10 protein-coding genes are annotated in these 14,520 nt (G+C 61.6%); 7 read left to right on the forward strand and 3 right to left on the reverse strand.

The annotated features are described in order from the left end of the window. Window positions 1–362: 362 nt before the first annotated feature. Window positions 363–1,658 (reverse strand): SGNH/GDSL hydrolase family protein, encoded by a 1,296-nt coding sequence (locus QCE79_RS13275; RefSeq protein ID WP_309844672.1) that lies wholly within the window; start codon window positions 1,656–1,658, stop codon window positions 363–365. 179 nt (window positions 1,659–1,837) lie between these two features. Here QCE79_RS13275 and QCE79_RS13280 point away from each other — a divergent pair, with 179 nt between their 5' ends. After that, window positions 1,838–3,016, forward strand: a complete 1,179-nt coding sequence (locus QCE79_RS13280; protein ID WP_250465890.1) for a class I SAM-dependent methyltransferase — start codon at window positions 1,838–1,840, stop codon at window positions 3,014–3,016. Window positions 3,017–3,023: 7 nt separating this feature from the next. Here QCE79_RS13280 and QCE79_RS13285 read toward each other — a convergent pair whose 3' ends face one another. Continuing rightward, window positions 3,024–4,286, reverse strand: a complete 1,263-nt coding sequence (locus QCE79_RS13285) for a TIGR03862 family flavoprotein (RefSeq protein WP_309844674.1) — start codon at window positions 4,284–4,286, stop codon at window positions 3,024–3,026. Between the two features lie 181 nt (window positions 4,287–4,467). Between QCE79_RS13285 and QCE79_RS13290 the strand changes: the two genes are divergently transcribed. From QCE79_RS13290 to QCE79_RS13305, 4 genes are all read left to right on the forward strand, one after another. Continuing rightward, window positions 4,468–5,937 (forward strand): MFS transporter, encoded by a 1,470-nt coding sequence (locus tag QCE79_RS13290; RefSeq protein ID WP_309844675.1) that lies wholly within the window; start codon window positions 4,468–4,470, stop codon window positions 5,935–5,937. A gap of 166 nt (window positions 5,938–6,103) precedes the next feature. Further along, window positions 6,104–6,904, forward strand: coding sequence for a DUF1835 domain-containing protein (locus QCE79_RS13295; protein WP_309844678.1), 801 nt, complete (start codon window positions 6,104–6,106; stop codon window positions 6,902–6,904). 28 nt (window positions 6,905–6,932) lie between these two features. After that, complete coding sequence (locus tag QCE79_RS13300) at window positions 6,933–7,538, forward strand: TetR/AcrR family transcriptional regulator (RefSeq protein WP_250509599.1); 606 nt, start codon at window positions 6,933–6,935, stop codon at window positions 7,536–7,538. Between the two features lie 175 nt (window positions 7,539–7,713). Next, complete coding sequence (locus tag QCE79_RS13305; protein WP_404989349.1) at window positions 7,714–8,406, forward strand: GNAT family N-acetyltransferase; 693 nt, start codon at window positions 7,714–7,716, stop codon at window positions 8,404–8,406. Window positions 8,407–8,462: 56 nt separating this feature from the next. On the opposite strand, the gene QCE79_RS13310 is transcribed toward QCE79_RS13305, so the two are convergent. Continuing rightward, a complete protein-coding gene (locus tag QCE79_RS13310) occupies window positions 8,463–8,966 on the reverse strand; it encodes an Lrp/AsnC family transcriptional regulator (protein ID WP_244826453.1) in 504 nt (167 codons plus the stop codon). Window positions 8,967–9,101: 135 nt separating this feature from the next. Here QCE79_RS13310 and hppD point away from each other — a divergent pair, with 135 nt between their 5' ends. Continuing rightward, window positions 9,102–10,205 carry a 4-hydroxyphenylpyruvate dioxygenase gene (hppD, locus tag QCE79_RS13315; RefSeq protein ID WP_309844681.1) on the forward strand — a complete coding sequence of 368 codons (1,104 nt, stop codon included), beginning with the start codon at window positions 9,102–9,104 and terminating at the stop codon, window positions 10,203–10,205. A gap of 665 nt (window positions 10,206–10,870) precedes the next feature. Next, window positions 10,871–14,458, forward strand: a complete 3,588-nt coding sequence (locus QCE79_RS13320; protein WP_309844683.1) for an indolepyruvate ferredoxin oxidoreductase family protein — start codon at window positions 10,871–10,873, stop codon at window positions 14,456–14,458. Window positions 14,459–14,520 lie beyond the last annotated feature (62 nt).

Here is a 14,520-nt window from a genome sequence, read left to right on the forward strand (position 1 = left end):
AGACTTGATAACTTTCGCTAAACGTCCCAACCCCGAAAGGTCAGAACCGCTCGCGCCATCAAGTGCCCACACTTATCGGCTGTTAGTTTTTAAAGAGCACATTCGCTAAGACTTCCTGCCAAGCGCACCAAGCATTTTGCTCAGCACCGCCTCGTCTTGCGTCGCTGCATCTGCAGCAGAGAAACGAGATTATGAGGAATCTTTTTCTCGTTGTCAACAGCTTATTTCCGCTTTCGCATCAAAATCTGCCGACTTCGAGGCCGCCTGTTTCGCTGGCGGCTCCCGTCTTGCGACGAGGAGCGAAATATTAGGCGATGCGAACGCCAATGGCAAGACAGCGAGCCAACTTTTTTTGAAGCACCTCAATGCGCCGCTTTTGCCTGCCCAAACACCATGTCGAAGGGAACGGCTGCGGCCATCGCTGCGTAGCCGGCATCGCTTGGATGGATGTGGTCGCCGCTATCGAAACGCCGTTGCAGGACGTTCGGGCGCGCCGGATCGCGAAGCGCCTGATCGAAATCGATCACGCCATCGAACGCATGGCTCGAACGGATCGACGCGTTCACCGCCGTCCGGATGGCCTCGCGTTCCGGCGGCAGCGCTGCGGGCGTGAGCGTCGCGCCGTAGATCTTGATGCCGCGCTGATGCGCCTGCGCAATCAGCCGCTGGTATCCGCGCACCAGCGCGTCGGCGTTGACTTCCGTGTGCGGCGCGTCGCAGTCGAGTCCAGCGTGCGCGGGCATCGCCGCAAAGTTGATGTCGTTGATGCCGATCAACACGATGATCGCCCGCACGCCCGGCTGACGCAGTGCGTCGCGCTCGAAACGGCTGACGAGCGCCTCTCCATAGCACGGCGAATTGCTGAGGAGACGATTGCCGCTGATGCCCGCGTTCACTATCGCCGCCTGACCGCCACTTTTCTGCGCGACCTGTCTGGCGAGCACATCCGGCCAGCTTCGGTTGGCATTCAGCGTCGAGCGCATGCCGTCGGTGATTGAATCGCCGATTGCCACCACCGTCTGCGCGGACGGATGTTCGACCGACACATTCGTCAGCCACGCGTATTGGGTAAAGCGCGTGCGAAACGCATCGGCGGAAGCGTCGTTTGCGTGATTGCCGGGCGACGAAACGTAATTCACCTGGCTCGAGACCCGATGCCACGCCACGAGTTTCTGGTCCTTACCCATGAATGTGCTCACAGCGAGTGGCTGGAACGCGGTGACATCGAACGCTATGGGATCGCTGGTCGCCTGGCCGCCTGGCGGAACGGTTACCGCGTTGTGTCCACCGAACGCCACTGGCTTTGCGCTACCCGCGCGGATGGCCGGACTGCTGCCGCTGACGGCACTCGAGACGCTCATCGATTCGATGACAAGTGGCTCCGTTCCATACAGATTGCTGACGCGCAGCCGAAGTCGTTTCCCGTCGAGTTGCGGATAGATCAACTGCCGAACCGTCCGCCCGCCCACTTCAGGTGCCCGGTACAGCGGCGGCAGATTGGCTAATTGGGGAATGGACTGCAAAACCGTGCCCCAGGCGCTGACCCAATGTTCGTTGGCCGCGGCGTCGGCGGACTCGGCGGCGAGCGTCTGCGGCGCGAAGGCGAATTGCGCGGCAAGCGCGGCAGCGCACAGCGAGGCAATGATTCTGAATTTCATTCGGCGATGGCGTTCCGACGAGCGCTCGATTGTGACAAAACGTGGATTGTGCCTGATCGACCGCGCCCGATTCGCCTTCAAAACTCGAAAGGTGCGACCGGCGCGAGTGAAATGGCATCAAAATGCTGCCAGTTCACTTTGCGGCCGGCAGCCGCTCTCCCGCACATCAAAAGACAACAATGCAATCTAAAAGCACGCCTCACGCCGACACTCCGCCGATCCTGCACTGGGAAGAGGACGGCGAAGAACGCTCCGCCCGCTGGCGTTCGGAAAGTAGCAACCCGGCGCCAAAGCGCATTGTCATTGGCGACGACCAGATGACGGCCGACAACGCGTATCGCCTTGCCTGCGAAGGAACCGGCATTCTTTGGCGCGGAGATTATCAAAACGCGCGGCAGTTGCTTCAGGCGATGGCGCGCCGTATCGACAACAAGCCGCGCAAGCCGAAAAAGGCGGCGGCGGAAAGGGAAAAAGCGGCGGCTGCTTCGCCGGTCGATACCTTCAATCTGCATCGTCTGGCGCAGTCGCAACGTGCGCGAACGCTGGCGATGCTGCTTCTGCCGCTAGACGAGCAGTATGCGATTCCGCTGCGCCGCGCGCCGAATGTACAGGAAGCGTGCGAAGAAGCGTACGGCGCGGCTCGTGACGCGTCGGTGGTTTCGTTGCGGGAAGTGCTCGGGCTGGTCGGCGCGCACGAGTGGCGCAAGAAAGGCGTGGATGTCGCGGCGGTGGGCGGGAAGATTCATCCCTATTACGGTGTTTTCTCGCCTGTGCGCGGCGAATACATCAACCTCGTTGCCAATCAGCCGCTTCCGTCGACTTCGCTGGCCTTCGATATCGGTACCGGTACGGGCGTTTTGGCGGCGGTGCTTGCACGGCGCGGCGTCGAACGAATCGTCGCGACGGACCTCGATCCGCGTGCGTTGGCTTGTGCACGCGAAAACATCGGGCAGCTCGGGCTGAATCGCCAAGTGAATGTGGTCGAAGCGAATCTCTTTCCTGAAGGACGCGCGCCGCTCGTCGTGTGCAATCCGCCGTGGCTGCCCGCGCGGCCGAGTTCGGCGATCGAGCACGCGATCTACGATCCCGAAAGCCGGATGCTGCGCGGTTTTCTCGATGGCCTCGCCGCGCATCTCACGCCCGGCGGCGAAGGCTGGCTGATTCTGTCCGATTTCGCCGAGCATCTCGGGCTGCGCACGCGCGCGCAGTTGCAGGAGTGGATCGACGCGGCGAAATTGAAAGTGGATGGCCGCATCGATATTCGGCCGCAGCATCCGCGTGCATTCGATAAAACCGATCCGCTGTATGCGGCGCGCTCGAAGGAAGTGACTTCGTTGTGGCGCTTGGTGGCCGCCTGAGCGCGCCTCAGCCGCGCGACGCCAGCCACGCGAGCGCGCCTTCCCCAGCCACGAGCCCGCTCGCAAAACACGCCGTCAATAAATAACCGCCTGTCGGCGCTTCCCAGTCGAGCATTTCGCCCGCGCAGAAGACGCCGGGAAGCGCGGTAAGCATCGAGCACTCGTCGAGCGCTTCGAACGCCACGCCGCCCGCGCTGCTGATCGCCTCGGCGATCGGACGCGGGCGTAAGACGCGCAACGGCAGCGCCTTGATGCGTGCGGCGAGCGTTTCGGGATCGCCGAAATCCGCCTTTGTCAGACATTCCCGCAGCAAGCCCGCTTTCACGCCGGTCAAATGCAGGCGGCTTTGCAAATGACTCGACAGCGAGCGAGCGCCACGTGGATGCAGCACCTCCGCACGCACCCGCTCGGCGGAAAGCTGAGGAACGAGATCGAGCAGAATGGTCGATGCTCCGCCGTCGCATTCGGCGAGCCGATTGCGGATTGGCGCCGACAGCGCGTAAATCAGACTTCCTTCGATACCATTGTCTGTAATTAGCGCTTCGCCGGTGCGCCAGTCGAGCCGGCCGTCCGCGCGCGCCACACCGATCGCCACCGCCTTGAGCGGCTCGCCCGCGAAGCGGCTTTGGAAATGCGGCGACCAGTCGGTATCGAAGCCGCAATTGGACGGCACGAAAGGCCGCACCGGCACACCGCGCGCGGCGAGATGCGCAATTGCGCCGCCATCCGAGCCGAGTTGCGGCCAGCTCGCGCCTCCCGCTGCGAGAATCAGCGCGTCGTGACGAATGCACTTTTCCCCGTCGGGCGTCGCGAAGCGCGAGATCGAGGCGCCGTCGTCGGTGAAACCGAGCCATCGATGCCGCATGTGCAGCGTCACGCCGGACGCGCGCAGCCGATGCAGCCAGGCCCGCAGCATCGGCGCGGCCTTCATGTCGCGCGGAAAGACGCGGCCGGAACTGCCGACGAACGTTTCCACGCCAAGGCCGTGCACCCATTGGCGAAGCGCGTTGGCATCGAAGCGCGCGAGGAGCGGTGCGATTTCGGCGCTGCGCGCGCCGTAGCGGCCTAGAAACGCGTCGGCGGCTTCGGAGTGCGTCAGATTCATGCCGCCCTTGCCCGCCATCAGGAATTTGCGGCCGACCGATGGCATCGCGTCGAAGACATCCACGCGCGCGCCGCCCGCCGCAAGGGCCTCGGCGGCCATGAGCCCGGCCGGTCCGCCACCGACGACCGCGACGTTCACCGTTTCGATGTTTTCTGCTGACGCCATGCTAAATGGAAAAAGAAAAAGAGCCGCGATTGTCGCATCCGCGCCGATGAAACTTGCAGCCTGAAAAGCCCGCCGGCGCGCGTAAGTCATTAAATAACAAAAAAGAATTTGGTCGCGGCAAGCCCTGCCAGTAGCATCGCGCGATTCGCTGCATCAACACTTTTTCACTTTCCGCCCGCTTATGTCCGTCTCACTCGCGTCCGAACGCGCTTCTGCTCCGGCCGCCGCCGATGCGCGCCCCGTCATCCGCAGCGCCGCCGATGTCTCCAGTCTCGTCAATCGTGGCGCCGCCATCGGCAGCGACGCGCGCGTGGTCGTCGCCATCGCGCTCGGCGGCATTTTCCTCGATGCCTACGATCTCGGCGCGCTCGCGTTCGGCATCAAGGACATCGCCCGTGAGTTCTCGCTGAGCCCGACGGGAACCGGTTTCGTCGCATCGGCGATCACGTTCGGCGCGATCATCGGCGCATTTTTCGGCGGCTATCTCACCGACAAGATCGGCCGATACCGCGTGTTCATGGCCGATATGTTCTTCTTCGTGATCGCGGCCATTGCCTGCGCATTCGCGCCCAACGCGTGGGTGCTCGGCGGCGCGCGCTTCGTGATGGGGCTGGGCGTTGGCATCGATCTTCCGGTGGCAATGGCCTTTCTCGCCGAATTTTCGCGTCTGCAAGGCCGTGGCAACAAGGCCGCGCGCGTCGCCATGTGGTGTCCAACGTGGTACGCCGCGATCAGCGTGTCCTATCTGCTGGTGCTCGGTTTGTACGCGGTGCTGCCGGCGCATCACGCAGGCTTGCTGTGGCGGCTGATTCTCGGCTTCGGCGCTGTGCCGGCCATTCTCATCATCGCGATTCGCAGCCGTTACATGAGCGAGTCGCCCGTGTGGGCCGCGAATCAGGGCGATCTCAAGGGCGCCGCCGAGATTCTCAAACGTTCGTATGGCGTCGAGGTTCGCGTCGAAGCGGCTGCGTCGACCGTTCCAAAGGCGCGCAAGGCGACGTGGAGCAACTACGGCGCGCTTCTGCGTGGCGTGTATTTACGCAGGACCGTGCTCGCGACCGTCATTGCGATTGCATCGTCCTTCGCCTACAACGCGGTCGCGTTCGGCTTGCCGGTGATCATTTCGAGCTTCCTCGCGCAGTCGATGCTCACCACGATTCTCGCCTCGCTCGCGCTCAATCTGCTGTTCGCATTCACGGGCGGCCTGTTCTCCGTGCGCACCGTGCCGAAGTACGGCGCGTGGAATCTGACCGTGATCGGCTACGCGTTTCAGTTGGTGGCGCTCGTCGGGCTCGCTGTCGTCGGCAAACCGGCAACCGGTGCGCAGGTGGCGATCGCGATCGCGCTGCTCGCCGCGTTCCTGCTCGGCCAGGGCGTCGGACCGGGCTCGCACAGCATGACATTTGCGTCGCTGAGTTATCCGACGTCATCGCGCGGCGTGGGCGTCGGCTTCAATCAGACGTTGATGCGCGCTAGTTCCACCGTGTCCCTGTTCCTGTTTCCGGTGCTGTCGGCGGCGCTGGGCACGAAGGTGTTCTGGATCATCGCGGTTGCGCCGCTTCTCGGCTTGATCGCGCTGTTCGCGGTGCACTGGGAACCGTCCGGCTACGACGTCGATGCCGAGGATTTCGCCGCCAGCGGCACGCGATAAGGCGTCTTTCGGCTAGAACGGCGTGGCCTCGCGGTCGCGCCGTTCGCGCTTCTGAAATGGTTTGCCGAAGCGCGCCAGCCCACAGCCGGTCGCAAATCGATTCGCGTAGACTGATTGCTGCTCGTCCGAGCGGCAAAACACGAGTCCTTCTGGCAAATCCACAACAATGACCACGATCCACGTCACCAATGGCGACAGCGCGGCCCTGTCTCTCACCGAAGCGCTTCGACTAGCCGACCGTCCAGACCGTGTCATCCCTCTGCGCGACGATCTCGCGGTCGGCCCGCTCAGAGACGCCGACGACACTTCGCTCACGCGCGCAGCGTTTTGGCGTCAAGTGCTCAACAGCACGAATGAATTCGAGGACGAACTCGAAGCGCAGCAGGCGCTCTTGACACGCCTCGTGCGCGGCGACGCGCAGATTGTCGTGTGGCACGGACAGTGCGCGGCCGACCAGCTCACCTTGCGGCGCGTCGCCTACCATCTGCGCAACGTGCCGCAACGTCTTAACGAGGCGAAGCTCAACTACGACGACCTGTCGATCGAAGCATCCGACGCGCATTCCGATCCGCTCCGGCGTGCCGATCGCGCGACCGCTGTCGGCATGTTTTCACCTGGACAGTTGCTAAAGAAGTTGCCGAGCGCCGCGCCGATTTCGGTGCTGCGCATTAGCCGGCTGGCGCTCGAATGGCAGGAGGCGAAGCATGCGAGCGCGGATACGCGTCGGCTGCGCGACAACATGCTGGTTTCGGGAAGCTGGTTCGACGTCGACGAAGCCCTGCTCGACCTAGCCAGCCCCGAATGGCAGCCCGCGCGGCGGATCGCCGGTGGCGCAATGGCGCGCCGCTTCGATTTCCTTCTCAGCGATTCGATCGCTTTCTGGCGATGCCGCGAACTCGTCACGGCGGGCCGGCTTAAAATACGCGGCACGCCGTCGGATATCGTGCAGGCCGAATTGCGGCGCTAAAACCGACAAGAACGCATCTTCCGACCCAATGGCCCGAACCAAAGCGCCCGATCACGAGACGCAACGCGAACAGATTCTGGAGCTTGCCGCCGCGAAATTCGCGCAGACGAGTTACCCCAGCACGTCGATGGCCGACTTGGCAGCCGCGAGCGGCACGTCGAAAGCGCGCCTCTATCATTATTACGAGAGCAAGGAAGCGATTCTTTTCGATCTGCTCGACCGCTACACCAAGCGGCTGATGCTGATCATCGCGGAAGTGGAAGCCGCGAGCCAGCGACGCGGACTGGGCGAGCGCGAGGCTTTCGCCGAACTGGTGCGGGCGTTCCTTGCCGAATACGAGACCTCTCATAGCCGGCACGTCGCGCTATTGAACGACGTCAAATATCTGGAAGACGTGCAGCGCGAGATCGTGCTGGATCGCCAGCGGGATATCGTCGCTGCGTTCGCGCGACAACTGGCGCGCGCGTACCCGAAGCGCGTGACGAGAGAAAACCAAACCGCGCTGACCATGATGGTTTTCGGCATGATCAACTGGACTTTCACGTGGCTCAAACCGGGCGGCAGGCTCGGGTATCGTGAGTTCGGCGAGCAAGTCGTCGCGATGATTGAAAGCGGCCTGAATACTGAAGCCTGAGCGATATTGCGTCGCAGCATGAAGCTGTTGCACGCTGACACATTCTATAAGACATTGATTTCTATAGATTACAAACGTTTTCCGTAGCTATTTAGAACGTCTCCTCCAGCTTTGATTAAGGGTTTTCCCGTACCCGCTTTCCTCGATTGGGCTAAAATCGTTTTTGCTGTGCAACATGCCCGCATCACCGAGGAGAATCATCGTGGAATTGAACATCGACCGCACTGCCGCGCAGATAGTCGCTAGCGATCCGCTGCCTGCATCCGCGCGTCTGCCGGTTCTGGTCCGCGAGTTGTCGTCGGCTGATCGCGAACGGCTGCAGACACACTTCCTTGCGCTCGACGAAGACGACCGACTGCTGCGTTTCGGGCAAATCGTGCCGGATCACGTCATCGAGAATTACGTTCGCAACATCAACTTTGCTAACGACGCCGTTTTTGGCGTGTTCGACAACGCGCTGCAGTTGATCGGCGTCGGCCATCTGGCCTATCTTCCGGTCGATGGTGAAAAGCGCACCGCCGAATTCGGCGTCTCGGTTCTCGAAAGCGCGCGTGGCCGGGGCATCGGCACCAAAATGTTCGAGCGCGCCGCCATGCGCAGCCGCAATTCGAAAGTCTCGCAGCTCTACATGCATTGTTTGTCGCGCAACAAGACCATGATGCACATCGCCCGGAAATCGGGGATGAAGATCGAATACGCATATGGCGAAGCGGACGCGTATCTCTCGCTCGCGCCCGCCGATCAAGGCAGCATCATGGCCGAGATGCTTCAGGAACAGGCCGCCGTCTTCGATTACGCGATCAAACGGCAGGCACATCGGGCGTCGAAGGTTTTTCAGGCGTTCATGCCTGCGGCAACCGTGGCCTGAATCGCAGTCCACGTATCTCACCAAAGAAAGGGCGGCTCTGACCGCCCTTTTTCATTTCAACGCAACGGCAGCGCCGTCGTGTCCTTGATGCGTTCGAGCGAGAAACTCGAACGCACGTCGATCACCGAAGGATGGTGCAGCAGCCGTTCCTGCATGAAGCGCGAAAAGTGCTCCATGTCGCGTACCTGAACGCGCAGCAGAAAGTCCATTTCGCCAGTCATCGCGTCGCACGCGACGACTTCGTCCCACGCGCGCACCGCGTCGCGAAACAGATCGGCATGCGTTGGCGGATTCTGCGACCCGGCCGCGAGTGGAACGCCGCCGCGTTTTTCCAGTCGCACGTTGATGTAGGCGAGCAGCCCAAGCCCGAGCTTTTTCGCGTCGAGCAGCGCGACGTAGCCGCGAATCACGCCAAGTTCTTCCAGGCGCCGAATGCGCCGCAAGCACGGACTCGGTGACAAACTGACTCTATCCGCGATTTCCTGATTCGAAAGCCGACCGTTTTCCTGAAGGATCGCGAGAATCTTCCTGTCGATGGTGTCGAGTTCTATTTCGGGCACGTTCTGGCTCGTTTGAAGCGTGAGACGGCAGGTTGTTGCGCAATCTTAGAAACACGCGATTTGTTTCGCAAGCTTTTGCTTCGCCAGCTTGACTAGACTGTCTCGATATCGAAACGAACATCAGGAGACACGCGCATGACCGCATCGACTTGGGAAAAGCCCGTTGGCACCGACGGCTTCGAATTCATCGAATACACCGCGCCTGATCCCGTCGCGCTCGGCAAACTGTTCGAGCAAATGGGTTTCACCGCCATTGCGCGGCACCGTCACAAGGACGTGACCCTTTACCGGCAAGGCGAAATTAATTTCATCGTCAACGCGGAGCCGGATTCGTTCGCGCAGCGCTTTGCGCGCCTGCACGGCCCGTCGATTTGCGCCATCGCATTCCGCGTCGCCGATGCCGCTCAAGCCTACAAACGCGCGCTGGACTTGGGCGCGTGGGGCTTCGACAACAAGAACGGCCCGATGGAATTGAACATTCCGGCGATCAAGGGAATCGGCGATTCGTTGATCTACTTCGTCGATCGCTGGCGCGGCAAGAACGGCGCACAGCCGGGCAGCATCGGCGACATCAGCATTTACGACGTCGATTTCGAGCCGATTCCCGGCGCTTCGCCGAATCCGGTTGGCAACGGCCTCACGTATATCGATCACCTCACGCATAACGTGCATCGCGGCCGGATGGTCGAATGGGCCGAGTTTTACGAGCGGCTTTTCAATTTCCGCGAAGCGCGTTATTTCGACATCGAAGGAAAAGTGACGGCGGTCAAGTCCAAGGCGATGAGCTCGCCCTGCGGCAAGATCCGTATTCCGATCAACGAAGAAGGTTCGGAAAATGCCGGCCAGATTCAGGAATATCTGGACGCGTATCGCGGCGAAGGCATTCAGCACATCGCGCTCGGGACGGACGACATCTACAACACGGTCGACGGCCTTCGCGCGTCGAAAATCGCGCTTCTCGATACCATCGACACTTACTACGAACTCGTGGACCGGCGCGTGCCGGACCACGGCGAATCGGTCGCGGAACTAAAGAAGCGCAAGATTTTGATCGACGGTGTGCACGACGAAATCCTGCTGCAAATCTTCACCGAGAACCAGATCGGGCCGATTTTCTTCGAGATCATTCAGCGCAAGGGCAATCAGGGCTTCGGTGAAGGCAACTTCAAGGCGCTGTTCGAATCGATCGAACTGGATCAGATGCGCCGTGGCGTGCTGAAAGACACGACCGCCAACTAGAAAACGGCGCGAGCGCCAAAAGAAAAGGGACATGACCACTCAGGTTCATGCCCCTTCTTCTTTTCCGCGGTTCGTTCCGACAGCCCCGAACCGCGAAGAATAGAGCGATTGGCTTTATGCGGCCGTGTCGTCGCTGCGTTCGGATTTACGGCGCATGCCGGCGCCGGTTTGTGCCGACGGCACGCGGACTTGCGAAATTCGCGGAACGGGCGATGCCGCATTTTGCGGCGCATTCGCACGCGCACCGCCAATCGGTGCGTTAATAGCGAAAAAGGCCGCCGAGACCATTAAAAAGCTCTGGATGTGACGTTGCTTCATTTTTTATTGACTCCTTCTGACTGCGATTTACGGCACTTGCAACGACCGCCACATTCCTTCCGGAATGGCGCGCATTCCCCACAAGCGCTCGTTTAGACATGCGTCCGCGCATGGGTTCCGCGATTCGGTCGAACTTACACGCCGTAACAAAACTGTCCTGAATCGCCCACTTGCGGCAACGTTTTAATGCAAAGCGCGAGTAAGTGCGTATTTTTCAACGGGTTAGTACCACTGTCTGAAATCCATGAGCATCGGCAAACTGGGAAGTCCCGGCCTGAGCGTTCACAAGACGCTGCGGCCCGGAACATGCTTTGGTGATCCCAAACTCGGGTGGAGGAGTACACAGAATGAACGCCCCGCTAGACGCAGAACAAAGAGCTTCGCTAGAAGCCGCACTCAAATCCGTCACGCTAGACGACAAATACACGCTGGAACGCGGCCGCGCCTATATGAGCGGCATCCAGGCGCTGGTGCGTCTGCCGATGCTGCAGCAAGAGCGCGACAAAGCCGCTGGCCTCAACACCGCCGGATTCATTTCCGGTTATCGCGGATCGCCGCTCGGCGGAATCGACCAGTCGCTCTGGAAGGCGAAAAAGCATCTCGCCGGACATCAGGTCGTGTTTCAGCCCGGCGTAAACGAAGACCTCGCGGCCACCGCCGTTTGGGGCTCGCAACAGGTCAACCTGTACCCGAGCGCCAAATACGACGGCGTCTTCTCGATGTGGTACGGCAAGGGTCCGGGCGTCGACCGCACCGGCGATGTCTTCAAACACGGTAATTCGGCTGGTTCGGCGACGCACGGCGGCGTGCTCGTGCTCGCTGGTGACGACCACGCCGCGAAGTCATCGACGCTCGCGCATCAATCCGAACACATTTTCAAGGCGTGCGGCCTGCCGGTTCTGTTTCCGTCGAACGTGCAGGAATATCTCGACTTCGGCCTGCACGGCTGGGCGATGAGCCGCTACTCCGGCCTCTGGGTCGCGATGAAATGCGTGACCGACGTGGTGGAATCGTCGGCGTCGGTGGATATCGATCCGCATCGCACGAAGATCGTGATTCCGACCGATTTCGCCATGCCCGACGGCGGCCTGAACATTCGCTGGCCCGATCCGCCGCTCGTGCAGGAAGCGCGTCTGCTCGACTACAAGTGGTACGCCGCGCTCGCCTACGTGCGCGCGAACAAGCTGGACCGCGTGGAAATCGATTCGCCCAACGCACGCTTCGGCATCATGACGGCGGGCAAGGCGTATCTCGACGTGCGTCAGGCGTTGACCGATCTCGGTCTCGACGACGCCACCTGCGCGCAAATCGGCATTCGTCTCTATAAGGTCGGCTGCGTGTGGCCGCTCGAAGCGCAAGGCGCGCACGAATTCGCGCGTGGTCTCGACGAGATTCTGGTGGTCGAGGAAAAGCGCCAGATTCTCGAATACGCGATCAAGGAGGAGTTGTACAACTGGCCCGATGCGCAACGTCCGCGCGTCTTCGGCAAGTTCGACGAGAAAGACGGTGCAGGCGGCGAATGGTCCGTGCCGATGGGCAACTGGTTGCTGCCCGCGCACTACGAACTCTCGCCAGCGATCATCGCGAAGGCCATTGCGACGCGTCTCGAAAAGTTCGATCTGCCCGCCGATGTACGCGCGGGCATCGCGGCGCGCATTGCCGTGATCGAGGCGAAAGAGAAAGCGCTCGCGCGTCCGCGTGTGGAAGTGGAGCGCAAGCCGTGGTTCTGCTCGGGCTGTCCGCACAACACGTCGACGAACGTGCCTGAAGGCTCGCGCGCGATGGCGGGAATCGGCTGCCACTACATGACGGTGTGGATGGACCGCAGCACGAGCACGTTCAGTCAGATGGGCGGCGAAGGCGTCGCGTGGGTCGGCCAGGCGCCGTTCACGAACGACAAGCATGTCTTCGCCAATCTCGGCGACGGCACCTACTTCCACTCCGGCCTGCTCGCCATTCGCGCGGCGATCGCGGCGAAGGTGAACATCACCTACAAGATTCTTTATAACGACGCCGTCGCGATGACCGGCGGCCAACCCGTCGACGGCGTGCTGACCGTGCCGCAGATCACGCATCAGCTCGCGGCGGAAGGCGCGGCGCGCATCGTCATCGTCACGGATCAGCCCGAGAAGTACACGCCGAGCACGGGACTGGCGCCGGGCATCGACGTGCATCATCGCGATGAACTCGACGACATTCAGCGGCAACTACGCGAGATTCCCGGCACGTCCATCCTGATCTACGACCAAACCTGCGCGACCGAAAAGCGCCGCCGCAGAAAGCGCGGCGCGTTTCCCGATCCGGCGAAGCGCGTGGTGATCAACGAAGCGGTTTGCGAAGGTTGTGGCGACTGTTCGGTGAAGTCGAACTGCCTTTCGGTCGAACCGCTCGATACCGAGTACGGCACGAAGCGGCAGATCAATCAGTCGAGCTGCAACAAGGACTATTCGTGTCTGAACGGCTTTTGCCCGAGTTTCGTCACGGTCGAAGGCGGTCAGTTGAAGAAGCCGAAGGCGACGACTGTCGAAGCCGGCGGCATGCCGGCCCTGCCCGCGCCTGACCTGCCGGATATCGGCCGGCCATATGGCGTGCTGGTGACGGGCGTCGGCGGCACGGGCGTCGTGACCATCGGCGCGCTGCTTGGCATGGCGGCGCATCTGGAGCAGAAAGGCGTGACCGTGCTCGACGTCACCGGCCTCGCGCAGAAAGGCGGCGCGGTGATGAGCCACGTGCAGATCGCCAACCGTCCGGGCGATATTCACGCAACGCGCATCGCTATGGGCGAGGCGGATCTCGTCATCGGTTGCGATGCGATCGTCACCGCCAGCGACGAATGCGGCTCGCGCATGCAACCGGATCACACGCGCGTGGTCGTGAACAGCGCGCAGACGCCGACCGCTGCGTTCATCAAGGACCCGAACTGGCGCTTTCCCGGCGCGAGCGCGGAAGCCGACATCCGTGCGGCGGCGGGCGAACATGTCGCGCTCGTCGATGCCAACCGCTTCGCCGTCGCGCTGATGGGCGACGCCATCTACACGAATCCGTTCGTGCTCGGCTACGCATGGCAAAAAGGCTGGGTACCGTTGCGGCATGAATCGCTCGTGCGCGCGATCGAGTTGAACGCCGTGCAAGTCGAAAAGAATCTGGCCGCGTTCGAATGGGGCCGTCGCGCCGCGCACGATCTCGACTCGCTACGCAAGCTGACCGAAGCGCAACGCGGCAGCGCGCCGGAAGGCGCGGGCAAGATCATCGCGCTGCACACGCCGAAGGCGCTCGACGCGCTCATCGACAAGCGCCTCGACTATCTTGCGAAGTATCAGAACACCGCGTATGCAACGCGTTATGGCCGACTCGTCGCGTCGGTGCGTGCCGCCGAGGCGGAACTCGGCGTCGGCGATGGCCAGTATCAATTGACCGAAACCGTCGCGAAGAATCTGCACAAGCTGATGGCGTACAAGGACGAGTACGAAGTCGCGCGTCTCTATGCGGACCCCGCTTTCCTCGACAAGGTGAAGAACAGTTTCGAAGGCGACTGGAAGATCAAGTTCCATCTCGCGCCGCCGAGCATGTCGAAGAAGGACCAGCACGGCCATCTGGTGAAAAAGCAATACGGCCCGTGGATGATGTCCGCCATGCGCGGGCTCGCGAAGCTCAAGTTTCTGCGCGGCACGGCGCTCGATCCGTTCGGCAGAACCGAGGAGCGGAAGATGGAGCGCGCGCTGATCGTGGAATACGAGGCGCTGGTGAAGGAGCTGATCGGTGGATTGACGCCGCAGAAGCTGGCGCTTGCCGTCGAACTGGCGAATCTGCCGGATTCGATGCGCGGTTATGGCCACGTGAAGGACAACAACGTGAAGGCGGCGCGGATCAAGTGGAATGCGCTGCTGACGCGGTGGAGAAACAACGAGGGCGGTCAGGCGCGACAGGTAGCGTAAGGCCTGGGTTACGCGCTGTTTGAAACAAAAGGGCGATCCGCGAGGACCGCCCTTTTGTCTTT

The sequence above is a fragment of the Caballeronia sp. LZ003 genome (assembly GCF_031451465.1).
Classification (GTDB): domain Bacteria; phylum Pseudomonadota; class Gammaproteobacteria; order Burkholderiales; family Burkholderiaceae; genus Caballeronia.

Bases quoted from the DNA above. Each gene is read 5' to 3' on its own strand.
- hppD (WP_309844681.1), top strand. From the start codon at position 9,102: ATGACCGCATCGACTTGGGAAAAGCCCGTTGGCACCGACGGCTTCGAA.
- QCE79_RS13295 (WP_309844678.1), top strand. From the start codon at position 6,104: ATGACCACGATCCACGTCACCAATGGCGACAGCGCGGCCCTGTCTCTC.
- QCE79_RS13280 (WP_250465890.1), top strand. From the start codon at position 1,838: ATGCAATCTAAAAGCACGCCTCACGCCGACACTCCGCCGATCCTGCAC.
- QCE79_RS13290 (WP_309844675.1), top strand. From the start codon at position 4,468: ATGTCCGTCTCACTCGCGTCCGAACGCGCTTCTGCTCCGGCCGCCGCC.
- QCE79_RS13285 (WP_309844674.1), bottom strand. From the start codon at position 4,286: ATGGCGTCAGCAGAAAACATCGAAACGGTGAACGTCGCGGTCGTCGGT.
- QCE79_RS13305 (WP_404989349.1), top strand. From the start codon at position 7,714: ATGCCCGCATCACCGAGGAGAATCATCGTGGAATTGAACATCGACCGC.
- QCE79_RS13300 (WP_250509599.1), top strand. From the start codon at position 6,933: ATGGCCCGAACCAAAGCGCCCGATCACGAGACGCAACGCGAACAGATT.
- QCE79_RS13320 (WP_309844683.1), top strand. From the start codon at position 10,871: ATGAACGCCCCGCTAGACGCAGAACAAAGAGCTTCGCTAGAAGCCGCA.
- QCE79_RS13275 (WP_309844672.1), bottom strand. From the start codon at position 1,658: ATGAAATTCAGAATCATTGCCTCGCTGTGCGCTGCCGCGCTTGCCGCG.